General features: G+C 43.3%; 21 protein-coding genes. 9 read left to right on the top strand and 12 right to left on the bottom strand.

Annotation, left to right across the window (positions count from 1 at the left end; translation table 11 throughout):
* Window positions 1-80 precede the first annotated feature (80 nt).
* Complete coding sequence (locus tag V7K85_RS21445) at window positions 81-536, top strand: nuclear transport factor 2 family protein (protein WP_334816351.1); 456 nt, start codon at window positions 81-83, stop codon at window positions 534-536.
* Window positions 537-1,385: 849 nt separating this feature from the next.
* On the opposite strand, the gene V7K85_RS21440 is transcribed toward V7K85_RS21445, so the two are convergent.
* The gene (locus V7K85_RS21440) at window positions 1,386-2,348 is read right to left on the bottom strand and encodes an orange carotenoid protein N-terminal domain-containing protein (RefSeq protein WP_334816348.1); all 963 of its coding nucleotides are present in this window, start codon (window positions 2,346-2,348) and stop codon (window positions 1,386-1,388) included.
* Window positions 2,349-3,030: 682 nt separating this feature from the next.
* Here V7K85_RS21440 and V7K85_RS21435 point away from each other — a divergent pair.
* Both V7K85_RS21435 and V7K85_RS21430 read left to right on the top strand, forming a co-directional pair.
* Window positions 3,031-3,243 carry a high light inducible protein gene (locus V7K85_RS21435; protein WP_334816346.1) on the top strand — a complete coding sequence of 71 codons (213 nt, stop codon included), beginning with the start codon at window positions 3,031-3,033 and terminating at the stop codon, window positions 3,241-3,243.
* Between the two features lie 50 nt (window positions 3,244-3,293).
* Window positions 3,294-3,530, top strand: coding sequence for a hypothetical protein (locus tag V7K85_RS21430; RefSeq protein WP_334816344.1), 237 nt, complete (start codon window positions 3,294-3,296; stop codon window positions 3,528-3,530).
* Window positions 3,531-4,064: 534 nt separating this feature from the next.
* On the opposite strand, the gene trpE is transcribed toward V7K85_RS21430, so the two are convergent.
* The 3 genes from trpE to V7K85_RS21415 form a co-directional block, all read right to left on the bottom strand.
* Window positions 4,065-5,579, bottom strand: a complete 1,515-nt coding sequence (gene trpE, locus V7K85_RS21425) for an anthranilate synthase component I (RefSeq protein ID WP_334816342.1) — start codon at window positions 5,577-5,579, stop codon at window positions 4,065-4,067.
* A gap of 139 nt (window positions 5,580-5,718) precedes the next feature.
* On the bottom strand, window positions 5,719-6,141 hold the full coding sequence (locus tag V7K85_RS21420; protein WP_334816340.1) for a photosystem I reaction center subunit II PsaD: 423 nt from the start codon (window positions 6,139-6,141) through the stop codon (window positions 5,719-5,721).
* 143 nt (window positions 6,142-6,284) lie between these two features.
* A complete protein-coding gene (locus V7K85_RS21415) occupies window positions 6,285-8,294 on the bottom strand; it encodes a DICT sensory domain-containing protein (protein WP_334816338.1) in 2,010 nt (669 codons plus the stop codon).
* Between the two features lie 1,084 nt (window positions 8,295-9,378).
* Here V7K85_RS21415 and V7K85_RS21410 point away from each other — a divergent pair.
* Window positions 9,379-11,670 carry an amylo-alpha-1,6-glucosidase gene (locus V7K85_RS21410; protein WP_334816336.1) on the top strand — a complete coding sequence of 764 codons (2,292 nt, stop codon included), beginning with the start codon at window positions 9,379-9,381 and terminating at the stop codon, window positions 11,668-11,670.
* A 141-nt stretch (window positions 11,671-11,811) separates the two neighbouring features.
* On the opposite strand, the gene V7K85_RS21405 is transcribed toward V7K85_RS21410, so the two are convergent.
* The 5 genes from V7K85_RS21405 to V7K85_RS21385 all read right to left on the bottom strand — a co-directional run bounded on the left by V7K85_RS21405 (window position 11,812) and on the right by V7K85_RS21385 (window position 14,501).
* On the bottom strand, window positions 11,812-12,492 hold the full coding sequence (locus V7K85_RS21405; RefSeq protein ID WP_334816609.1) for a hypothetical protein: 681 nt from the start codon (window positions 12,490-12,492) through the stop codon (window positions 11,812-11,814).
* On the bottom strand, window positions 12,492-12,881 hold the full coding sequence (locus tag V7K85_RS21400) for a RusA family crossover junction endodeoxyribonuclease (RefSeq protein WP_334816334.1): 390 nt from the start codon (window positions 12,879-12,881) through the stop codon (window positions 12,492-12,494). Before V7K85_RS21400 ends, V7K85_RS21405 begins: the two co-directional genes overlap by 1 nt.
* Window positions 12,882-13,005: 124 nt before the next feature.
* Window positions 13,006-13,302: a hypothetical protein gene (locus V7K85_RS21395; protein ID WP_334816332.1), complete on the bottom strand. Its 297-nt coding sequence runs from the start codon at window positions 13,300-13,302 to the stop codon at window positions 13,006-13,008.
* 227 nt (window positions 13,303-13,529) lie between these two features.
* A complete protein-coding gene (locus V7K85_RS21390; protein WP_334816330.1) occupies window positions 13,530-13,859 on the bottom strand; it encodes a DUF2973 domain-containing protein in 330 nt (109 codons plus the stop codon).
* A 324-nt stretch (window positions 13,860-14,183) separates the two neighbouring features.
* Window positions 14,184-14,501 (bottom strand): DUF2605 domain-containing protein, encoded by a 318-nt coding sequence (locus V7K85_RS21385; RefSeq protein ID WP_334816328.1) that lies wholly within the window; start codon window positions 14,499-14,501, stop codon window positions 14,184-14,186.
* A gap of 384 nt (window positions 14,502-14,885) precedes the next feature.
* On the opposite strand from V7K85_RS21385, the gene thrS reads away from it, so the two are divergent.
* The 3 genes from thrS (at window position 14,886) to V7K85_RS21370 (ending at window position 18,507) form a co-directional block, all read left to right on the top strand.
* Window positions 14,886-16,736, top strand: a complete 1,851-nt coding sequence (thrS, locus tag V7K85_RS21380) for a threonine--tRNA ligase (RefSeq protein WP_334816326.1) — start codon at window positions 14,886-14,888, stop codon at window positions 16,734-16,736.
* Window positions 16,737-17,402: 666 nt separating this feature from the next.
* Window positions 17,403-18,104 carry a DUF433 domain-containing protein gene (locus tag V7K85_RS21375; protein WP_334816324.1) on the top strand — a complete coding sequence of 234 codons (702 nt, stop codon included), beginning with the start codon at window positions 17,403-17,405 and terminating at the stop codon, window positions 18,102-18,104.
* Between the two features lie 154 nt (window positions 18,105-18,258).
* Window positions 18,259-18,507 carry a hypothetical protein gene (locus tag V7K85_RS21370; protein ID WP_334816322.1) on the top strand — a complete coding sequence of 83 codons (249 nt, stop codon included), beginning with the start codon at window positions 18,259-18,261 and terminating at the stop codon, window positions 18,505-18,507.
* A gap of 237 nt (window positions 18,508-18,744) precedes the next feature.
* On the opposite strand, the gene V7K85_RS21365 is transcribed toward V7K85_RS21370, so the two are convergent.
* The gene (locus tag V7K85_RS21365; protein ID WP_334816320.1) at window positions 18,745-19,083 is read right to left on the bottom strand and encodes a hypothetical protein; all 339 of its coding nucleotides are present in this window, start codon (window positions 19,081-19,083) and stop codon (window positions 18,745-18,747) included.
* Between the two features lie 378 nt (window positions 19,084-19,461).
* Window positions 19,462-21,987: a cyclic nucleotide-binding domain-containing protein gene (locus V7K85_RS21360; RefSeq protein WP_334816318.1), complete on the bottom strand. Its 2,526-nt coding sequence runs from the start codon at window positions 21,985-21,987 to the stop codon at window positions 19,462-19,464.
* A gap of 212 nt (window positions 21,988-22,199) precedes the next feature.
* On the opposite strand from V7K85_RS21360, the gene V7K85_RS21355 reads away from it, so the two are divergent.
* Both V7K85_RS21355 and V7K85_RS21350 read left to right on the top strand, forming a co-directional pair.
* Window positions 22,200-22,487: a type II toxin-antitoxin system Phd/YefM family antitoxin gene (locus V7K85_RS21355; protein WP_334816316.1), complete on the top strand. Its 288-nt coding sequence runs from the start codon at window positions 22,200-22,202 to the stop codon at window positions 22,485-22,487.
* Window positions 22,488-22,566: 79 nt separating this feature from the next.
* Window positions 22,567-23,205 (top strand): transaldolase family protein, encoded by a 639-nt coding sequence (locus tag V7K85_RS21350; protein ID WP_334816315.1) that lies wholly within the window; start codon window positions 22,567-22,569, stop codon window positions 23,203-23,205.
* Window positions 23,206-23,762: 557 nt separating this feature from the next.
* Here V7K85_RS21350 and V7K85_RS21345 read toward each other — a convergent pair.
* A complete protein-coding gene (locus V7K85_RS21345) occupies window positions 23,763-23,987 on the bottom strand; it encodes a hypothetical protein (RefSeq protein ID WP_334816313.1) in 225 nt (74 codons plus the stop codon).
* Window positions 23,988-24,103: the final 116 nt, after the last annotated feature.

Below are 24,103 nucleotides of genomic sequence, written 5' to 3'. Positions count from 1 at the left end.
GCGATCGCAATGCAAACAACTTCTGGTTAAATGTTACAACTGCTCTATAGCTTGATACTTTTGAGGATAGAAAAATCTCGATGCTTTGGTTATCTCGATGGCTAGTCTTAGGAACTATATTTGTTAGCTTAACTTTTAGCACACCTTTATTTGCTAGTAAGTCTATGAACCAACAAGATATCCAGATATTGATAGAAAAAGCTAAAGATGCATGGGTTGCTCAAGATGTCGATACTCTTGCACAATTATTTACGGATGATGGGGAACTAATCGTGCCTAATCAATCCTGGCGGGGGCAAGAAAGAATTCGAGAAGAAGTTAACCATTTTAAACAACAGTATTCAGATGTCAAAATAGACATCCAGCGGATTATTGTTGGAGCAAATCAGGCAGCAGTAGAATGGTACTACGAAGATACGGAAAAGGCGACAGGCCGTCGTAATAAAGCTGATGACGTAATTGTCGTAGATTTTAGAGATGGTAAAATTAGTCGTTGGCGTGAATATTTTGACACACAAACCCCAACTAACAGATAGTTGCACTAGCGGTGATAGTTAAATCTCCTTAATTCATTTTGAACTAAGGAGATTGGAGTGTGAAAATTAAGTTATAACCTAAAAAACACAAGACGTTTACCACCTCAGACCGCTCTGATAAAGAATTTAACCTTCCCTTGGTGATAATAAAGTGGAGGAAGCGACAAAAACTCCACACCATCAAGCCCTTTGATTTATTTTATTTACACTGTTCAAACATCTGCGGTCGCTCTCCTTCGATGTCTGATAATGGGTCACAGCGGCATAACACCCATACAGTGTTGTTTGTTTTCATTAACTATTATAGTTAACATCTGGGTGAAAAACCCTCCCTCTAGGATAGAATACTACCTAGTCAACAGAGAGAGCTATATTGGTTACACAAGCCTGTCTAAAGTAAGATTTTAATTCTTCTTTATAACTTTAGATGCTCATTTGACGTGATTGGCACTGTGCTTGGTTAAACTGCTTTTGTTGTGGTGTTAATTGGTTGTAATCACTTGAAGATTGCATATTTCACTGTAATTCCGCTAGTAACAGTAAACTAACAGTGATAATTAGCCCCGTTGAAAGAAACTGCATGACACCGCAGTACGGTAAAACTAGGATTCCCAGCAAATGAATAAACCCCATCAGAAAAAATGTGCGTGAACGCATTTTTACCCCGATGCAAAGGTAGCCGATGGAATCGGTTGCTTTCAACAACCATCGCACGACAAAGGTGTCAATGAAGTGGTTATCGTGATCAGTTTCTTTTGCTTAAGCGTGGTGAGGTGGCGATGTCTACGACGGGCTATTCGGTGACGCTCCTTCACTCATCCACGCTTAAGCAGCGACTAATCTAGGACTCTATTTACGTACTAGATTGAGCAGTTCTTTAGGAGAAGCAAGCAAGTCAATCGCTACAAAGAAAATTTTGCCTTGGGGATCTAGCAAAAACCGCCATGCAATATTCATCCCCACACTGGCACCGAACCAAGGGGTTTGGACTTTGCCTGTAACTTTAACCTGCGTGTAGCCATCTTCCAGTGGCTCAGATACGCCGCGCTCTGGTATCATCTTCAGACTCTGGCATTCTTCACGCATATAAGCGCGGATTGCCTCTTGACCAACAATCGGTCTTTCAAAGGGAGGTTGCAAGGCACCTTCAGAGGTAAACAAAGCAACAGATGCGTCAAAGTCATTGGCATTCATGTTGTTGATATAGCCCAGCACCGTCGCATTGTTGATGCCCTCAATGGTTACCTTAGTCCGAAATGCTTGTGCAGTCGGAGGAGCCACAGGCTCTGAAACTTTTTTGTAACTACCAGGAGCGTTCGGGTCGAATCCCATGCTAATTACGGTATTGCGTAGGATCGTGATTTGTTGACCTGAATCAGCATTGCGGATTGCTTGCAACACGTCGGTAGCTTTAGGAGAAAGCTTGTAACCTTCTGGGATAGGGGCAACGATTCCCTGAGCCATCCATTCTCCTAACTGATACCAGAAGCCCAACTTGATGTTCACCGTGAAGGATGCATAGGAACGGCACAGGGGAGTGTCAGCACGGTTAGCCAAATCGTACATGACTTGCGTTTGAGCCTCAAAAGGCATCTGCTTAATTTGTTCCATTAAGCCCTGTGCGAGGATCATGTTTGCTGCCCCTGGAGCGGCAACTGTAATACTTCTACCCATCTCGGTATAGGCAAACCAGAGTAATGCTAGTTGGTCTTCAGCATTGAGCTTAGAGAATGATTCGATAACAGTTGGAACAACGTCAGCAACTAGGGTGCCGGGAAAAATACTTTGAGCCGACTGGATGGTAAAAGACATAGCAGAAATTCCAAAAAGAAAATTACAGTTCTATCGAATCTGAAAAATCAAATGTGCAAAGACGGAAGGTAAATACGTTTATCTGTTAACAAAGGCACTCAGCAGTAATGAGAAGACAAACAATCTTTGCAAAGGCGTAGCCTGTCCGTAAACATGGCTCTACCAAAGGCATAGCGATTCTGTTGCCGTTGAGTTTGAATACTCGGCAAAGCACATCGCAGACTCAACTGCATAGTTATTTAAAAAACCTTGATCAACAGTGGTTTAACGCATTTACGTTACTTTGTATCATTATGTAAAGAAACATAACAACTTTGTTACAAAGAAGCAATACTTTCTCGGTTCTAAATTGATAATTTATGCTTATGCAGATGATAAGTTTTACTGAAGTCAGATTAAACACAATTGATGCCTTTGTGTGTATAGACTTCCCAGAGTGATGTCTACGACGGGCGTAGCTGCGGCACGTCTCTAGATGTATCAAATTTCCATAAACAATCTTTAATGGAACCTATTCCGTAGGCGTAGCCCGTAGTACACATCGCCTACTTCTCCCACAAATCCAAAATACCCTACTTGCTTAGTACGGTTGTTACTACTTTTTTTGCCCTGTCAAGTAAGTGCAAAAAAAATTTACAATAGTTAATATTCATTTACAGATAGCAAAAATAGGGAGTAAAAGATGACAAATAGAGGCTTTACCATTAACGAACGCGGTCAACTTAACAGATTTGCGATTGAACCCAAGGTTTATGTTGATGAAACTCCACAGACAGGCTTCACCCAATATGCCGAAAAACTCAATGGTCGTTTGGCAATGATTGGTTTTGTCTCACTCATAGGTTTGGAAGTTCTCACTGGACACGGTTTGGTTGGATGGCTAACCAGCCTTTAGAGAAGACACTTTGAGATTTACGAAAAATAAAACAATTTAAGGGCAAACTTATGAAAACTGATTTTGATTATCCCAGAAAAGATTTGATTGGAGCAGTCATTTTTAGACCTGATTTCAACAACTTTGAGACCATCAATGCAAATCAAGCGTGGTCATTGTTTTTCAGTGGCGGTCAAGACGACAAGGGACTGGGACAAGAAATTGAATTCGGCAGGTTTTTCACTAACCTTTTAATTGCCATTGGAGTAAGTGGAATTATTTGGGCGATTTACTTCAGCCAATTGTGATCAGCAAGTTTGTTCACTTCTAGTGTGTAGTAACTTCAATGGAGGTCTTGGATTTAGATACCAGGACTTCTTTTAACTTTTCACTCTTGTCTAAAAAACTCTGTTTAGCTTTGGAAAAAGTTTGATGTTAATTGAATTTATAAACCTTCCCAATTTGTCACGGTATTGTGAATACGTGGGCTTAGAAGTAGCACAAATATAGCGGTTCTCAATTGCATAGAATACAGACCTAACCCCCAGCCCCTTCCCTTGTAGGGAAGGGGAGTAAGATTCAAAGCCTCTCTCCTTTTAGGAGAGAGGTTTGGAGAGAGGTCAGAGCGTATTGCATCCAAATGAGAAGCGCTATAGTTTCCAAACATCTTGCAGTTCAAAGTAGAACTTATGTGGTTCAAAATAGAAGTATATTGGTATATCAACTTTTAAAGTCTGGTCTGGATTCTCCTACAGCAAATCGAACTGTTATTGTACTTGCATCAAGCCCGGTTTTACAATTAACCAACAAAAATCAATGTGCAATTAATTCTAGTCTCTAGTTCAACGCAAACAACGAATCGCCTCTAATAGAGCTCTAGCTTTATTCAGCGTCTCTTCGTATTCTTTCTCTGGCTCAGAATCAGCCACCAAACCTGCGCCAGCTTGTACGCTCACTGTCTGATCATGCACTACCATTGTGCGAATTGCGATCGCAGTATTTAATTGTCCTTCAAAATCGTAATATCCATACACACCGGAATAAACACCCCGACGACTAGACTCTAACTCGTGGATAATTTCCATCGCCTTAATCTTAGGTGCGCCGCTTACCGTACCTGCTGGGAAGCAAGCTTTCAGTAAATCCCATGCTGTTTTACCAAGTGCTAATTTACCCACAACATTGCTGACAATGTGCATCACATGGGAGTAGCGCTCAACTACCATTAATTCATCAACTTTGACGCTACCACTTTGACAAACACGCCCCAAATCATTTCGTCCTAAATCCACAAGCATCACATGTTCGGCAATTTCTTTGGGATCTTGGAGTAAATCCTGGGCGAAGGCTGCATCTTCCTGAGTGGTTTTACCCCGTGGACGTGTCCCTGCAATCGGCCGTACCGTTGCTATCACTCCACCATCTGGATCTGTTTCCGCTTTCACCATCACTTCAGGACTGGAACCGATAATTTGCCAATCTTGGAAGTTAAAGTAAGCCATGTAAGGCGAAGGATTAATCTGACGTAGAGAACGGTAAAGGGCAAAGGGATCGCCTGTGTATGCTGTTGATAGTCGCTGGGAAATAACTACTTGAAAAATATCCCCTGCTTTGATATGAGCTTTTGCTTTCTGGACGCTGGCACAAAAATCAGGGCGGGTAAAGTTGCTGGTGTATTCCTCTGCTTCTTTAGATACGCGACTTTCAGGCGGATTCCATTCCAATCTGGTTTTTTGCGGTGATAGGGGTAGAGATAGCTTTTCGAGCATTTGGGTGACGCAATCGCCCGCTTGTTGATAGGCTGCTTGAAAATCTACATTAGGATCACGTAAATCAGCATAAGCGATCGCCCAAATTTTCCGCTTCACCTGGTCAAAAATCAATAGGTGGTCTACCTGCATCCACAACCCATCAGGGATATTTCGCTCATCTGGTGGATAAATTGGCACACGCGGCTCAATCCAGCGAATCAATTCATAGCCCCAAAACCCAAACAAACCGCCAATTCCTGGCGGTAGCTGTGGTAGCTTGACTGGGTGAAAAGGTGATAAACATTCGGCTAAAGCTATAAAAGGGTCGCCTGCAAAAACTACCTGCGAACCATCACGGTTTAACTGGGTCGTGCGATCGCCCCTTGCTTCCAAAACCCAAAGCGGATCACAGCCTACTAAACTATAGCGTCCCAGCTTTTCCCCGCCTTCTATCGATTCCAACAAAAAGCTATAGGGCTGACCTGCACAGACTTTATACCAAGCAGATACGGGCGTATCTAAGTCTGCTACCCATTCTTGATATACCGGGACGAAGTTACCTTGTAGAGCTAGCTGAGAAAATTCAGAGAAATCGGGGAATACCATAAATTGCTTAGGGATTAGGGGTTGGGGATTAGGGATTGGGGATTAGGGATTGGGGATTAGGGATTGAGTATCAGAAGGATTTCTTAATACCCAGTTCCCAGTTCCCAGTCCCCAGTTCCCAGTCCCCAGTCCCTAGTCTCTATACGTCGTGGGTAGCTTTAGAACTGAACTTGAGTTCTGCTGGACTGGGGTTTTCCCCAATCCGGCGTGGGACATAACGCACTTTTTCACGACCTTCAGTCACCTTTTCGGGGAAGACACCATCAGCGGGGTGAATTAAAGTAGTTTCTCCATTGGGTAAAATCCGGTAAATTTTGTAATCTGTAATTTTGAGTTTCCGGAGTTTCTGACCGCCCAAAGCGATGCCATATTCTTTCCGAGCTATATACAGCAGGTTTTCACCTTTCCGCATAGTAGCAGCACCACCTGTAGGCAATTCAAATACTTGCTCTTTCGGGCTAGTCCAAGTGATAGCGTACTTTTCTTCTACTTCTGCTTTTCTGAGCAAGCCACCGGTGCTGCCACCGAATAGCGGGGTTTGTCCAGAGAGTGTTTCTGCCATAAAGTGTTCTCTCAACGTTTTTAGGGAATCCTAACACCGCAACCAGGATCATATTGCGATCGCGTCATAGACTGTAACAGTTTTTAGTCATTAGTCATTTGTCATTAGTCATTTGTCAAAAACTAATGCCCCATGCCCAATACCTATTTACTCTTGACTTTTGTCCGCTTTTCGTCTTGGCTACTCTGAACAATCGGGATGGTGAAGTGAAATTGACTACCCTGGTCTTTGCCAGTTGACTCTGCCCAAATTTGCCCACCCCAGCCATTAACAATTTGACGGCAAATTGCTAAACCAAGTCCAGTCCCGCCAGTGGTGCGGCGCAGCGCTCCCTCTTCTTGATAGAAGCGGTCAAAAACTACTTCTAAACGATTCGGTTCAATGCCACGTCCAGTGTCAGCCACAGTCACCTCGACCATTTGGCGGCTGTTGTGAATCGCTTTAATAGTGATTTCTCCTTGGGGTGGCGTAAATTTACAAGCATTGTCCATAAGTTTTGCCAGTACCTCTACTAGCCAATCGCCGTCAGCTCTGACTAAAGGTAGGTTTTGGGCAATTTTAGTTTTGATTTGGGGCGGCTTTTCCGTTGAGGAACGCGTCCGATTTCGGCTGAGTGCTAAATCCACACATTCTTGTAAAGTCAGGGATTCTGGATGCCATTCCACCCGACCGCTTTCCAAGTTGGAAAGTGTGAGGAAATCTTGTACCAGTTTTCGCATCCGTTCCGAGTCGGAAAGAGCAGTGTTAAGCATGACCTGCTGCAATTCCAAGGGCATATCCGGCTCACTAGCCAGACTTTCCAGGCACACTTGAATTGTAGATAGGGGGGTACGCAGTTCGTGTCCGGTGATGGCTATGAGGTTGCTGCGGGTGCGGTCTAGGGCTTCTAGCTGCTGGTTAAGTTCTTCTAGGTTGGCGTAAGCTTCCGCTTGGATGAGAGCCGCTCCCACTTGGGTAGCGATCGCTTCTATCAAATCCAATTCCCCAGGTTGGCACTCGTGCGGTGGCATCCGGCAATAGTGTAACTCCACAATGCCCAATAATCGCCCCTGATAGAACACTGGTTCCATCAGCCAAGAACGAATGGCAAACTTTTTGGCGATCATCGAGAGTCCTGGCGAATTGGTAACGCGAGGGTCAGTCAGCGTATCGCTTACACAAACCCCTTCCCCTTGTTCCACTATGTCCCGAAATAGGGAATTTTTCTCTAACTCCCAGGTTTGCCCACAAACAGATAAAACACCAGGAGTCAAAAACTCGTGTTCAATTATCGCTTGGCTATCTGAGGCTTGAGCGCGGTAAATTAAACAGCGACAAGCTTCTAGGTGTTGTCCTAATTCTTGTGCCGCCACCTGGAGAACTTCGTGAGGATCGAGCGATCGCCGAATGGCAGTGCTAATCGAGTTGACTAATCGTTCTTTACGTGCTTGGGCAGCGATTGAACGGTAGGCTTTGTGCAATTTGTACTGGCTAGCTTGCAAATAAGTTAGTAACCGTTGCACAAAGGGATCTGTATCGATGTCACAAGCATATTCGTTGATTTGTTCTGCTCCAGAGTAGTTTCTCGGCTCCCCGATGCTAAACCTCTGACGGGCCTCCTCAATTTTACTTGCCAGTTCTGGTCTGTAAACCAAAATCCTGTCTAACAGCAATTCGGCTGCTTTCAGGCTAACTCCCCTTTCCGATGTCCAAATTCCCTCAAATCTTCGTGCTGTGTCTATATCCAGACTAGGGCTTAGTTCTGGTAGTTGCTTATTTTTAGCAATAGAACCAAGGCTTTCCCGGCAAACCAGACAAGTCGCATAATTGTCAGCAATCACTACCAAATGCCACTCTTGACTTAAGCCATCCTCTCGGTCAAAAGCGACCTTTTCGTAGTGTTCCGAACTGTTAGTGAAATCCGTTTCTGGAGCAGATAATACGTATATTTGATTACTTCGCAAGGCAAGTCGCTGGTAGCGATGAGCTTCTTGGCGGTAAAATCGCTCTCGCTGGAAACTAGCAATTACAAGGGGTTGGGCTAAAGTCGCAGCCAAAACTTGATCTTCCATCGCGTGGGAGAGAGCCGTTAGTGAAGCCTTAAAATATAGCTGGGGCCGCAAGTAGGGTAGGGACTTTAGCAGATCACTCAGCACAGAAGTCGAAATGCTCATGAATTATTGTTAAACGCTCAACCTCGATAAGATCCACGTCACAGCTGCATTGTACAAATTCCAAGAGACTCTCAAGTTAAATAGACAGTTGCAATATGTAAAGAACGCTAAAAAGCACTTTTCGCCAAAGCAGGCGCAACACTTTGTTACCAAATAGGAGAGTGCGTACAACTTGATTTGTTGATTCACAGCCTACTACGCCCAATATACATTCTCAATTAACTTTGCCATATGCTTGCACAGGTAAAATCTTTCAGCACTAAGTACGAAAAGACTAATTATTGTATGGTTTTAACTGTTGTGTTTATTAATAACTACTGATCGTTGATTGATAGTCCAGGCGACGCCGATAGCGTACCCCTACAATACAAGCAAGCTACGCAAAGCGTTTGGTAGATAACTTAAGCCGAGTCTTTTCCCTACAGCCCTTTGGGCATCCTAAGGCAGGCGTTAGTCTCTCACGAATCGGAGAAGGGGAGACGCCAAAGGCGATAGCGCAGCCTTTTCTCTACGAGAGGCTGCGCCAACGACTGTGCATAGCGCCACTTTTCAAGACAGACATTGCCTACTATGCCGACCTTGATTTCTGGTCACTAAAGAAATTTTCTTACCCAAAAATCATCACTGCTACATTCACATAATTTAATCCCTAATTAGTGACTAAATTTAATCAATTAATTAATTATCATAAATTTGTCTAATCAAATACCAAAGATATTTAAGACAAAATCGTATAATAGTAGGAAACAAATGCTCTCTATACCCAAGAAAAAGTGTGAATTTCACATTTTGCTGAGTATACTAGATGTCTTGTCTGTTGACAATGTTCAATGACTAATGAATTATCTCAAAATCCTCGGTTTTCAGTCTTGACTTTAGACTTATAAAATATAAATTTATCTTTATCAAGGTTTGCTTATATGGATTTGAACGCTGCTATTTTGTCAGCAGTATGTAAGGATTATTTTGGCTCGAATGGCTCAAACGAGTTTTAGAGAGCATCTTTTTTCCAGAATTTGTGAGGGTCAACGACCTCTACTCGCAAGACCACAAAAATATAGACCTGTACACGGAACTTTGACTAATGACACCGGATACGCTAATAACCCCGGAAAAAATTTTTCTGGATGGAAAAACTTTTATTCCTGCCGAACAATTACCTATCCCGGAGTGGCCTTGTGTTGTGAGTCAAAGACCACAACCGACACTGACGGTTAAAGATGATGATTTATTTTTCGTGACAGATACTATCGGGAACATTTCTGGCTGTTCCCTCAACGATGGCAATCCCAGCATGGGACTGTTTTGTTGTGATACGAGATTTCTCAGTCGCTTGGAGTTGCAAATTGAAGGGCGATCGCCTGTACTCCTCAGCAGTACTGCCCAAAAAGGGTTTTCACTCTCAGTTTTGTGTACCAACCCCAGAATCGACGAACGCCTGAAAGCCGAGACTGTCGGAATTCGCCGCGAAATAGTGTTGAATGGGGCACTATTTGAAGAAATAGAGGTATCTAACTACAGCACAACAACCGTCAGTTTTGAACTAAGCATCAGCTTTGATGCAGATTTTCTTGATTTATTTGAAGTCCGGGGCTATGACAGAGAAAAACGAGGTCGGCTTTTACGCCTAGCGGAACTGACGGCTGAGGAAGGAACATTTTCTCTGGTCGATGGCGTTTCACCTGTACCCAAAGAGCCATCCGCCTTTAGGGAAGAATCCTTGACACTCGCCTATCAAGGTTTGGATAGCTCCGTGATGGAATCCCGTATTGTATTCCAGCATCGGCAACCAGACTATTTCAAGGGTTACACTGCGGTTTGGCAGCTAGAGTTGGCTTCTCACGAAACTCAAAAGCTGGGCTACCGAGTAAATATGTTGAAAAACAACCAGTCCAGTTCAACCGTCAGCGCCGCATTCACTTTAGGACAAGCGAAAGCTGCTGAGTTGATGGAGGAGCAAAACTGGTTACAGCAAATTACACGCATTAGCTCAGATAAGAATACCTTCAATCGAGTGATTGAGCGGGCTGAACAAGATATGTATTTGTTGCGCCAGTCCTTTGGTAAGCATAAGACTGTTTCCGCCGGAGTACCGTGGTTTTCAACACTATTTGGGCGAGATTCGCTGATTGCAGCTTCTCAAACCCTGATGTTAAACCCGCAAATCGCCAAGGAAACCCTAATACTACTTGCAACATACCAAGGTAAAATCGACGACGAATGGCGCGAAGAAGAACCGGGTAAGATTTTGCACGAGTTACGTTTGGGAGAAATGGCTCGTTGTCAAGAAATTCCCCACACACCTTATTACGGTACAGTTGATGCCACTCCGCTGTGGCTGATGCTCTATGCCGAACATTATGCTTGGACTCACGATCAAGAACTCCTAGAGCAACTTTGGCCGAATGCTCTAGCAGCAATGGAGTGGATCGATCGCAATACCAAGCAAACCAGTTACCTGAGTTACTTCCGTAAATCCAAACGCGGTCTTGTTAACCAAGGTTGGAAAGACTCTGGCGACTGTATCGTAGACCACAAGGGAGAATTAGCCAATGGCCCAATTGCCCTGTGTGAGGTGCAAGCTTACGTCTATGCTGCAAAAATGCGCCTAGCAGAAATAGCTAGGATGAAGAAGCGGCTTGATTTAGCAGATCGTTGGCAAGAAGAAGCTAGAAGTCTTAAGGTTCGTTTTAATCGAGATTTTTGGGTGGAAGACCAGGGTTTCTGCGCTTTGGCTTTGGATGGAGATGGTAAGCCAGTTGACAGTATTACCTCAAATCCTGGTCATTGTCTGCATTTGGGCCTGTTCACACACGAAAAAGCCTATAGTGTAGCAGAACGGTTGCGGGCACCAGATATGTTTAATGGTTGGGGGATTCGTACCCTGAGTAATTTGTCACCCGCTTACAATCCAATGGGCTATCACATTGGTTCAGTTTGGCCCCATGATAACGCTCTGATTGCAATGGGATTGCGATCGCTCGGTCTGATCGATCAAGCCCTGGAACTTTTCCAAGGTTTATTTGACATGACTAATCAGCAGCCCTACCAACGTCCTCCAGAACTTTTCTGCGGCTACGAACGGAACGGTGATAATGCCCCTGTGCAGTATCCAGTTGCCTGTACTCCCCAAGCGTGGGCTACTGGTAGTATCTTCCAACTACTGCAAATGATGGTCAACTTGGTGCCTGATGCTCAAAATAACTGCTTGCGAATAATCGACCCCGCTTTGCCAGAATCGATTAATCGCCTATCATTTCATAATTTGCGAGTCGGCCCCACTATCCTCGATTTGGAATTCGAGCGTTCTGGTACTACGACTGCTTGTCGCGTTGCTAAAAAACGGGGCAATCTCCGGGTAGTTATCGAAGCATAAAAAGGGAGTAGGGAGTAGGGAATTCACCACTCCCTATTTTATGCTGAGTGCGTAGGCGTAGCCCGTCGTAGACATCGCACTCAGCATCACCTGAAATTCAGCAGCATGTCTGTCCTACCATCCACTCCAACCAACGTAGTGTTAATCTGCTTCATCGCCCATATGTAGAGTTCTCAAGAGCTGCTCTGTAAGCTCGATCAATTCATATACAGAATTTTGCGTAAGTTCTGTAGTTTTGAAGCCATGAGCAATAGGATTACGTAATAGAAGTGCATTCATTAGTAACTGATACTCAGATTTTGAAATTACACCTTCAATTGCTAATTGCTTCACTAAGTAGAGTGGATCAAATCTTTGTAAATTTAGCTCTTCCTTTTGGGCAATAAGTCTCAAAGTTGCTTCTACCAAAGACCAAGAATATAAGATAGCTGATTCTGGATGTTGCGTTGTAAGTTGCCTTGCTACTTGCAACTGTGATTCTATTTCATGTTCTTGAAGAGAACCCTCTGCTTTCAGAGAATACATTATATCCTCTGGGTTGGTCATTACTAATTCAAATCTCCAACCAGGATGTTTTTCTACCGCTTGAGCTAAATTACCTAAGTATTGATTAGAAGAAGAGTTAAGTGAGGAGCGTGACTTGACTTCAATAACTACATTTTCTTCTCCCCAACGTACTATCATGTCGGGGCGATAGGTTTTAAGGAAGTCAGGCAAGTCTTCTAGATTTGGATGAAAAAAAACTTCGTAACCTTTTTCACGATACTCCTCTGCTAGTTTAAGTAATCGCTCTCTTTCTAAGTTTACGGTTGAAGTTGCCATCAAGTAAGTACCTCCTGATCAGGAGCATCAATTACGACAATATGTAAGAACTCATTACCACGGGCAAAGCCTTCCGTCAATGTCGAGGTCATGTTTTCTACTTTAAAGTTACCTGATAAATTCCTCTTTCTAACTAGGAGGTCGCTTACTTGCTGATCATCGACGTAGGCTAATCCAATAATTGCATCTTGAATAGGCTTCACTATATTGTCTATATCTATTTGAACAGAATCATAGAAATAGGTTATTTGGAGCATAACCAACCCAGGATCTGTTTTTTGTTCCGAAGACCAGTATTTTTCAGCCTCTTGTCGCAACTGTTTTTTTCCAATCTTGAAGCCGATTACCCTTACCGCGATTACGAGCCTGTTGTGATACTGGTGGTCCATCTACTATGAACTCAAATCTGGTCAATGCACTTCTAAATAATAGATCACAGGTTATTCTATGCTAGTAACCTTGAACACAAGCAGATAACTCCCGCTACTCATAGACACAGGAATATTGCTATTACTAACTGTTGCTGCATCGCCCAGTAGCTTCGCTGAGTGCTTCACGAATTATCTCATCACTTACACTATGCCGTTTCAGGCTCGCAATCAATGTAGAAACAGTATCACCCTCAAGTCGCTCAAGATCAGCTCGGAGTCCTTGTCCGATGTAAGCACGAACTAATGGCTGGTAACCAGAAAACCCTAACAATGCTCCTACTCGCTTCAAATCCTCAATCACATCTTCAGGAATGCGAATTGTGATTGTCGTCATTGGACGACTTTTATCGAGTCGCTTTCTGAAGACTTCAGCTTTCATAGTATTCACATTCCTTGCGCGTCGCTTTCCGAGCCGAGATGATCCGAATCACGTCGTTTTCACGCTCAATGTAGACGACGTACAGAAGATTCTATGTTAACTTACCAGCCTACCGACACGATCGCCTCAAATTCTAGCATGGTAAGAAATTTTTGCTAACAGAAGAGTTAAGGATGTAAAAACAACAATAATTTACACCCAAATTCCTAACTTCTAATTCCTAACTATTACGCTTCTTCTGAATTTTCACTTTTATGTCCTGGGGATGCTTCGTAAAGTGCATCGAGATGTTGACGCGCATCTTCAACGTTAATCGAACGCATTACCAAAAGTGGCTCTTTAATTAAGTTGCCCGCGCTATCTAATAACTCTGGATGGGGTGCAAACTGTTTTTTTGATGAATAATAACCATAGTTGCCTTGATTATTCATTGGCGAGGAATTCGTCGGGTAAGTTCGCTCCCGATCAAAACTGAACATGATCAGGTTGCGAATTAAGTTGCCAACAGCTATAAATGCAAGGATTGTAAAAGCCAAAATGTAAAGCAGGTGTAACATTGGATTTTCCTCCAGAGCAGCAATTTTTAAAACTTTATTTTGTAACGCTTTGCTTCGCCGGCACTGTGACTCACAGTTAAGACAAGCATTTGACGCACTTTTTGTGCGATTACATTTATATGAAGCTATTTGTCAACCGTTATTCCACTTACGGTAGCATAGGATACATTCTTTTGTTAATCCCAAGAATGTTAAGAAATTGTTAAGAATTTTCTACTATCTCTTTAACGACTGATCTACGATCTTGCGTTAGACGCAAAGGGGCTTGTGATTAGACATCGTTAAGTAGTCTACTGAAATTTAGCAGATGCTCGCGTCTGCTGCTTATACTTCACGCCCTTGACGATAGCGCATTGCGACATTCCAGCATTCCGTTACTAATTGATGCCAAGGCATTAACGTTGCCATATCAATCCCGACTTGTTTATCAGTAGCATTAAACAGCATCTTCGCCGTATTTAGTTCATCCTGCGCTTGCTTAACCCGCAAGAGCAAGTCAGATTGCTCTTGGTGACTCATAAATGATAGTTGCTCGGTTTCGAGTAAATGGCGCGATCGCGTAAACCAATGCTGAAAATCTTCTAGCAGGGGTTCTAAAACCGTTTTCAGCAACTCAGGCCCTGGTACATTTGAGTTTGACATAAATAAGAACTATATTTTCAACTTGCTTACTAATATTAACGTTATTTATGTTTCTTAACATTTTTCTCATAATTCAAATAAATAGAAAATATGTAACAAAGAATACATTATTTATTATATAGTCTTGCTATCAGGTTTGTACAGTTCCTTTGGAGAGGCATCTATAGGAATAGCTGACACCGAGTTGCAATCCATAAGATAATTTAGCGATCGCGTGGAATTCTGAATTTGACACTCAGGGAAGCAATCAAAAATTTATCTTTATCCCCGATTAAAAATTAATTCAGTAGTTGGAAGATAAAGCCGGACTGGCAAAAATCAAAGTCGTTATAGTTGAATAAGCCTACAGATTCAGATAAATCACCTTTTGTAATCACTTCGCCAATGGTTCAGCAGCCAATGTCGCTAAAATCATCGAATCAGTCAGAACCCTCAGAACAAGTTGAAAAAATTTATTTACCGCGTACCAGCGAATCGGAGAACTTAAAAAAGATTCGCCACACTGCTTCCCATGTTATGGCAATGGCAGTACAAAAGCTGTTTCCCAAGGCGCAAGTTACAATCGGCCCTTGGATTGAAAACGGTTTTTACTACGACTTCGACAATCCAGAACCATTTAGCGAAAACGATCTCAAAGTCATCAAGAAAGAGATGGCGAAGATTATTAATCGTAAACTGGCAGTTAGTCGGGAAGAAGTCAGCCGCGAAGAAGCCGAACGCCGGATTCAGGAAATTAAAGAACCTTACAAGCTAGAAATCCTGGGAGATATCAAAGAGGAACCAATCACGATTTACCACGTGGGGAATGAATGGTGGGATTTGTGTGCGGGGCCTCATCTGGAAAATACCAGTGAATTAAACCCCAAAGCAATTGAACTAGAAAGCGTTGCTGGCGCTTATTGGCGTGGGGATGAAACCAAAGCCCAACTACAACGCATCTACGCCACCGCTTGGGAAAGCCCAGAACAACTCGCTGAATATAAGCGACGCAAAGAAGAAGCGCTGCGGCGAGATCACCGAAAACTGGGTAAGGAACTGGGATTATTTATATTTTCTGATCTAGTGGGGCCGGGTTTACCTTTGTGGACACCCAAAGGTACTTTGTTACGGAGTACTTTAGAAGACTTCCTCAAGCAGGAACAGCTAAAACGGGGTTACTTATCTGTAGTAACACCTCACATTGCTAGAGTAGATTTATTTAAAACCTCTGGACATTGGCAGAAATATAAAGAAGATATGTTTCCTTTAATGGCAGATGATCAGGAAGCTGCTGCACTGGAACAGGGCTTCGTTATGAAGCCGATGAACTGCCCCTTCCACATCCAAATATATAAGAGTGAGTTACGCTCTTATCGGGAATTACCGATGCGACTGGCGGAATTTGGTACTGTTTACCGCTATGAACAATCAGGGGAACTGGGCGGTTTAACGCGGGTGCGCGGTTTTACTGTAGATGATTCTCACCTGTTCGTTACCCCAGAACAGCTAGATAGCGAATTCCTCAGTGTGGTGGATTTGATTTTGTCGGTGTTCAATAAGCTGCAACTGAAGAACTTTAAAGCTAGACTCAGTTTCCGCGATCCTGCTAGTGATAAGTACATCGGTTCTGATGAAGTTTGGGACAAAGCTGAAGGTGCAATTCGTCGTGCAGTTGAAACTTTGGGGATGGAACACTTTGAAGGGATTGGAGAAGCGGCTTTTTATGGGCCCAAACTCGACTTTATCTTTAGTGATGCCCTAGATCGGGAGTGGCAATTAGGAACTGTGCAGGTAGATTACAATTTGCCAGAACGCTTTGATTTGGAATACGTTGCTGAAGATGGTGTTCGCAAACGCCCAGTGATGATTCACCGTGCGCCTTTTGGTTCACTGGAACGGCTAATTGGGATCTTAATTGAAGAATATGCAGGCGATTTTCCTTTGTGGTTAGCGCCAGTGCAAGCGAGATTACTACCAGTGGGTGACGCACAGCTAGACTTTGCTAAAGATGTGGTGGCGAAAATGAGAGCCTTGGGCATCCGTGCAGAAGTTGATACCAGTGGCGATCGCTTAGGTAAACAGATTCGGAATGCAGAGAAAGAAAAAATACCTGTGATGGCAGTGGTAGGAGCTAAGGAAGTGGAAACCAACACCTTGAGTATCCGTACCCGCGCCTCTGGGGAATTGGGAGTTATCTCTGTCGATGAGGTGGTGGATAAGATGAAGGATGCGATCGCTAAGTTTGATAATTTCTAAAATCTAACCTCGATCATTTCTAAAATCTAACCACAGACGCACACTAATCACAATTGGTGTGCGTTTTGTCTAGTAGGGCACTGAGGCTAGCTGGTAGGTTTTGGTAAAGGTGCGATCGTAACGTATTTAATATCAAAGGCTCATTAATGGAGTTCAAAGACTCATTCACGAGTATTAAAGACTCATTAATGGAGTTCAAAGACTCATTCACGAGTATCAAAGGCTCATTAATGCAGTTCAAAGACTCATTAACGGAGTTCAAAGACTAGTTGACGGAGCTAAAAGACTCATTGTAATTAAATCAACGTGAGTTCGACGAGTCACACGAATCAAAAGACCTCTAAGAAGGTTTTACTATGCAAAACCTGTCCCTCTCCGAGTCGGAGAGGGACAGACTTGAACTAAAGTTCAAGACTGGGAGAGGTTCGTCGAATTCACGTTTAATTAAATCAAGAATTTACCCTCAGCCTAGATGTCAAAGCAATAATCAAAGTGCGATCGCTTGTTTTATAATTGGATAGCTAGCTATCCAATCAAGCCGAGCCTTCGAGACAAAGCGATCGCTTCACTAAGAAGAAGAATTTTTCATAAAGCTAAGACTTTGCTTGTTTTAATATGTATCGATATCGAAGATAATAAAATTAAGCATCCCTGGCAGGCACGCAAATGACCGAGCTTTACGGAGGAACCGATCCTAGAGACATTCCCGCCTACTCCATTAGCGATGCCGCTCGTTATTTACGCATTCCAGCAGGCACAATTCGTTCTTGGACAGTTGGGCGACACTACCCGATTTCAAAAGGTTCTAACTTTTTCAAACCCCTTATCCCAATTCGCGATCTCAAGCCAAAACTCCTCTCATTCACCAACCTAATTGAAGTTCATGTTTTAAGAGCAATTCGCAGAAATCACAAAATTGATCTAGGCAATGTACGAACCGCTCTTGATTTCCTTGAGGATCAGTTTCAAACATCCCACCCGCTTGCTGGTGAAAGTTTTCTTACCGATGGTGTTGACCTGTTCATTGAGCGCTATGGCTCTCTCATTAATGCATCGAGAAGCGTGCAAACGCAGATGAAAGACGCTTTTAATGCTCATCTTGAGCGAATTGAACCCGACGACACTGGGCTTGCAATTAAACTGTATCCCTTTACTCGCTCTCACGAGGAAGATAGCCCTCGTGTTGTCGTCATTGATTCCCGAATCGCCTTTGGTCGCCTTGTTATTGCTGGGACAGGAATTACCACCCGCGTGTTAGCAGAACGTTATAAAGCAGGTGATTCAATTGACGATCTCGCTTATGATTATGACAGCGAACGCTTCAAGATCGAAGAAGCTATCCGGTGTGAACTACCTGCTGTTGCATGATTCAACCCCAGTCCATTACTTTTTTTATAGATAGATGTCTAGGTAACAGACGCATTGTAGAAACGCTTCGGGCCGCAGGTGTCACTATAAAAATCCATGACAACACTTTGACAAAGGCGCTTAAGATGTAGACTGGTTGCCACAGGTCGGCAAAATGGGCTGGGTTGTTTTGACCAAAGATGGCAAGATTAGCAACAATTTATTAGAAAGGATTGCCGTTACACGCGCTCAGGTCAAGATGTTTATATTTGTTTCCCAAAGTTTATCAGGGGCAGATATGGCCGCAATTTTTCTCAAAGCAATTGTGCCGATGCAAGAATTTGTTCGGAAACATCCTGCTCCATTCATTGCGAAAATCTATCGTGATGCAAGTATTGCCTATGGAAAGACAGCCAGGCGCTAGTAGAAGAATTAGAACGGTTTTTTTAGATTGCGCGATCGCCTTTTTTGGATACTTAAGCGTCCAATCAAGTAGGCAGATAAGAGCGATCGCTTTGTAATTTGGTGTAGATGCTTAGGCATGGTTGAAGCCAATTCGTAATCAGCCTCTCTACGAGACGCTGCGCGAATAAATACTCGCTAACACTGCGCTAACGTAATCAGCTAGGCGCCAGCGAGTTGAGCTGATCAAATCGCCACATTATAGTTCAATTAACTTGAAGCCCCAAGGTTTGAGAGCCGCTTCAGCTATTTCTGTATTTACACCTTCATAAGCCTCCCATTCCAACGGATGCTCTTTAGGATGTCCGTCGCCGACATTACCTGCAACTTTGATGATCGCACAGTTGGCGATGCGATCGCGCTCCAACCCTTTTGGCACTACTAGCTCGATTTTGTGCCCGACAAACTTCGCTGTACTTTCATTAGCGACAGATTCACGGATTAAACAAATATCACCAGCAGTCCCCCAAGTAGTTTGGTAAATGTGGAGGAACGATATATAGGTTTGTGGTTTGATGGATCTTTTTAGAACTTGCATTATCTGTAATCCTTACACTATGAGCGAAAAATCATATGAGTATTTTCTATCACGTTCGTAGGGAAGAATGTTTTTAACTCACATTTTGCACCTAGCCCAGGCGATTAAAAACCGCCTAGTGGAATATATCTGAAGCTCAACAGGACTATTTCATTCTCCGAAAAGCCCGCCTGAGAATGAATTCACCAGTCTAATAGCGAAAGTCGTTTTTAGACGACTGAGAAAAGGTTATAGTCCGTTTTAACGGACTTTGCTCGTTCCTAGTTTATGAGTAGGAATGCCTAAATCAGGCTCTGCCTCCCACAAAAGCGGCAGAGCTGCAATGAGATTGCATTTCCAGGTTCTACTTGGAAACGAGATCAGCTTTTGAGTAATTCGTTAAAACACAATAATCGCCCACATACTAACTCCCAACCCAATCGCTGCTAGGTGTTGCCAAAGGAGCGATCGCACTGGTTGCTTGGCAATCTTTTGCGTTAATAACATAGTCATCAACACTGATAAAATTATCGTTGCACCTTGCAAAAAGGCAATCACAGCCGGGTGAGCAACCAATATTGGCAATTGTTCACCACTCAAACCAAGAGTAGCAAAGGTAACGGGTAAAATCCGCCCGCCTTCGCCTAAGCCCAAACGCAGATAGTGAGCCAAATTTCCTCCTAAAACTAATGGTAGGTAGCCATAGGCAAGCTCTACAAATGATTTTGGTTTCCGGTTAAAGTTCAATAGTTTCAGTAAGCCATATACAGCAAAGGTAAAAATCGCTGGGATAATTAACACTAGCAGCGATAATCCAAAGTGCTGCCAAAACTGAGTTAAATCCAGTTGTAACCCTAGCCAAGATTGCAATTCTGGCAAGCGATGCAGATATATCCCACCCAACAGCAAAAACAATAATGCCACCTCATAGGTGCGGGGTACATGAGTTGTCCACAGTTCAATACCAGGGGGACGCAAGTTGAACTCAACGGAACGATGGGGACAGGCTTTCAGGCAAGTCATGCACAGGACGCAATCTCTGTTATCTTCTAACTGGGCTGGGTGCGAGTATAAAGGACATCCATTCGTTTCCAACCCTTCGCCCTTTTGCGGTCCACCTTTATAACACTGATACGTGGTACAGCTGGCAGAACAAATACCTTGCTGTGCCCGGAGTTCCGTCATTGAGAGTTTGGCAAACAAACCATTCATCCCACCGATGGGGCAGAGATACCGACACCAAAACCGCCGCTCAAAAAGAGCAGAGAAAATCATCGCCCCAGCGGTAATTAACAGCAGCAAACAAGCGCTTAGATAGGCAGTATTTTCTAAATGCCAGAGTTCTTCCCATAAGAAAATTAGGGTGAACAAACCAAACATGAACCATCCGCCCCATTTTTCAGCTTCCTGTCTCGGCCAGCGCTTGAGTTTTCGAGGCCACAGCCACAAAGAGAGTTTTTGGGTAATTTCCCCGTAAATCATGAAGGGACAAACAGAACACCAGATACGTCCCAAAAAGGGAAAGAGAAATAGGAAGAAAGGCCACCACCAAGCCCAAAATAGATTTAATACGAAATTGCGATCGCGGGTTTGTGGCCCAATAAATAAGACTGCAACACCAATTGCAAAAGCCGTTGCAGTAAAACCATAGTTAATGCGATCGGGCCACCACGGACTACGTAAAAACCGCCGCAAACGAGGATAGGCATTTAACAGATTCACCCGAAATCGTTTTTTCTTAATTTCCGCTGGCCAGAAAATTTCTTCTGTTAATTCATTGGCACCCTCCGCTTGCACGATCGCTCTTTCAACCAGATTTTTCAATTCCTTGAGGTTCCCAGGAAAATCATAGGACTGGAGGCGACGCAAAGCTTCTGGGGTAATGTGCGGTTTCGCAACGCCTCTAGCCCGAATGTAAAGACTAGTATAATATTCAACCTGTGCCTGAACATCGGTTTTCCGCACTCGTAGCGGCGGTACTTTAATAATGTGACCAACAGAACGTTCAATTGTCGGCTGAGTTTTTTCTGAAACAATCAGAATTCTGACTTTACTGGGGCGAGGTTCAGATGCTGGTTCTCCAGAACGAGCCACGGGGGTATATGTGCCAGTTTTGAGTAAGTGCGTTACCGGAGGTAATAATTCTTCGGGCAATTCTTGAATGTTGTTGAGAACTAGAGTTCCTTCCCCCAACCATTCCAACAGTCCTGCTTTACCGCCAGCGCGACCGAATAAATCTGCACCATTAGTTTGGAGAATACCACAATTTACTTTTATAATTGGTTCTCGCCGTTTTGGAGAACCAAAGTGGATTAGGGCTGCTATATTGTCTTTTTCTAACCCTGGTTCTCCAAAAATATCCACTGATTTGCGGTCAGCAGCCGCTTCTCGAATTTGCTCCCGCAGCCGCACCGCATAGCGACTTGTACCGATAATTCCGCGTTGCGCTTTGGTGACCAAATATGGTCGCAAGGCGAGGGAACGTTCTTGTTCATAGCCAAGTGCAGATGTCACCTGAGCTAACTCTTGAACCAATTGGCGGGAAAAAGCCAGAGCAATTTCGGGGTATTGACTGACTAATTCCCGAAATTTATCAGCAGGTACAACCCACAAGTGACATTCAGTTACCGTAGTAATTGTGAATGAAGTTAATTCATCCAACAGCAATTCTTGGAGGTGAATTACTGCTCCGGGGAGGAATCCACAAGCTAAGGCTGGATTGCTTTCATTGGTGCTATTGCTTTCGAGTTGACCTTCTACAAGAATATAAAGGGCTTCTGGAGGAGTGCCTTCGCTAACTAAGTCAGTTTCGGGTGGCACAACTTGTTCTTCAATTACTTGAGCGATCGCATTTAACACTTCAGGCGAGAGAATTCCTAAACTCGTGCGCTCTTGTAGCCATGTAACCGTTTCTGGAGATGTCATATTCAGTTCTCCGTGTAGGCTGCTGTATAACAAAAATTATCTCTTGAAAGAGGATGTCAAAATATCTGTGTTCAGTTGTTATTAATACACAATATGCAATATTTGTTGTTGCTGTTAACGCTAAAAACCCTTGTATTACACTCGTATTAAGCGTAAACTAAATTTGCCTCAAATTTAGTGAACTTTACTAAATTTTGTGCATAGGAGGTTTCATGTTGAATATCAGTAAGGGTATTAATTCTCTCTCAAACTTGAAGCGGAACACCACAGAATTTATGGAGCAGCTACGGGAGACTGGACAGCCGATAGTACTGACTGTTAACGGTAAAGCCGAACTTGTTGTGCAGGATGTAGAGTCGTACCAGAAACTCCTAGAGCTTGTTGAAAGGCTTGAGACTATTGAGGCGGTTAAGATGGCACTCGAAGAGATGAAAGCAGGAAAAGGGGAGCCTGCTCATGAGGTATTTCAGGAGATAATCAAATCGCTGGATGAGGAATGAAGTACCGAGTTATTATTCTTCCAGTGGCAAAGGCTGATATGAATGCAGAGTTATAACAAGACTATTAAGCGGACGAATTATGGCAATTTATTTAGACTCAGCGATCGCATCTGAAGCTGAAGTTGTTAAGCTTTGGGGATGGGTGAAAGGCATTACAACAAATCCGACGCTGTTGGCTCAAAGCGATATCCCACCAGAAACCACGCTCAAAAATTTGCTTGCCTTGACGAATGGCCCGTTATACTATCAACTTGTGGCACCTGATAAAGCTCTTATGCTAGCTGAAGGTAGAAAAGCTTTCGAGATTATTGGTTCACAAACAATTTTGAAGATTCCCGCAACACCTATAGGTTTTGAAGTGGTGGCGAGTCTATCCTCAGAAATTACCTGTTCGGTGACAGCAATTTACAGTGCAGCACAAGCAGCAGTCGCGCGGGAAGCGGGAGCTAAAATTGCCATAGCTTATGTAAATCGTGCTACGCGGTTGTTAGGTGACGGTATTGCCTTAATCCGGGATATGGCTAGCGTCCTCAAAGGCAGTGATACTGAAATCTTGGCAGCTAGTATCAAATCTCCCGAAGAAGCAGCCGCCTCATTGCAAGCCGGGGCGGATCATTTGACTTTACCATTGGCAATGTTGCAAGCGATCGCTACTCATGAATTTTCACAGAAAACTGTTGAAGAATTTGCTAAAGGAGGTATTGGCTTAACGATTTAAGTTTTTGTCCTAACGACAGAAGTTAGTGTGGTAATTACAACTTGTTGTGTCATGACAACAAAAGTTAACTTAGTAACGACAACTTGTTGTGTCATGACAACAAAAGTTAACTTAGTAACGACAACTTGTTGTGTCATGACAACAAAAGTTAGCTAAGTAACGACAACTTGTGCATTATTACAGTTATTACAGCTATTTTCAGGTAAATAGACCACGCTCTACGGGCATAGCAATGCTGTGCCCCTACGAAAGATGTGGTTCAAATACATGAAAACTGCTGTAACGAGCAGCTAAATCTTTTAGTCCTACTTTCTTGAATTAATTATGAGTTTGTCAGATATCCCTAATCTCTGGGTTCCCTTGGTACTTTTAGGTTTAATTATTGTCGCTGCTGTATTTTTCAGTCGTAGCAATTGATTACTAAGGCATTAGGACTTACGCAAAATCATGAAAAAACGAACCGCAAAGAACGCATTCGCGTAGCGTCTCGTAGAGAAGGACACAAAGGAATAAGACTTTCAGAGGGTTATTGCGTAAGTCCTAAGGTATTACAAAAGTTATGTCAGGTAAAGTAGGAGAGGCTTCTGTTGCCTGACAGTACTTTGGTAGTAATCAACAATTTCGTTATAGTAATCTGTCATCCAATCCAAAATTTCTTCTTCAATCCAGTCAATCCAGGGAATTGGTTCTGATTTCTGGGATTCTCGGATAAAACGATTCTGGAAACCCTCTGGTGAAAGTTTTAATAATCCATCAAGAATCACCGCGCAGACAATCTTCATCAATAGCGGCCACTTGGTACGATAAGAGCTGATTCGTAAAGAAAATCTAAAGAGAATTAAGTCTCGCTTTACTCAGGTTATAGGCTAAACCGAGAGCAGTTATGTTATTGTCGATG

It is taken from the genome of Nostoc sp., assembly GCF_036917615.1.
In the GTDB taxonomy this organism is placed as follows: Bacteria; Cyanobacteriota; Cyanobacteriia; order Cyanobacteriales; family Nostocaceae; genus Nostoc.
Note: the sequence above shows the minus strand (reverse complement) of the source record. Positions and strands in the feature narration are given on the sequence as shown.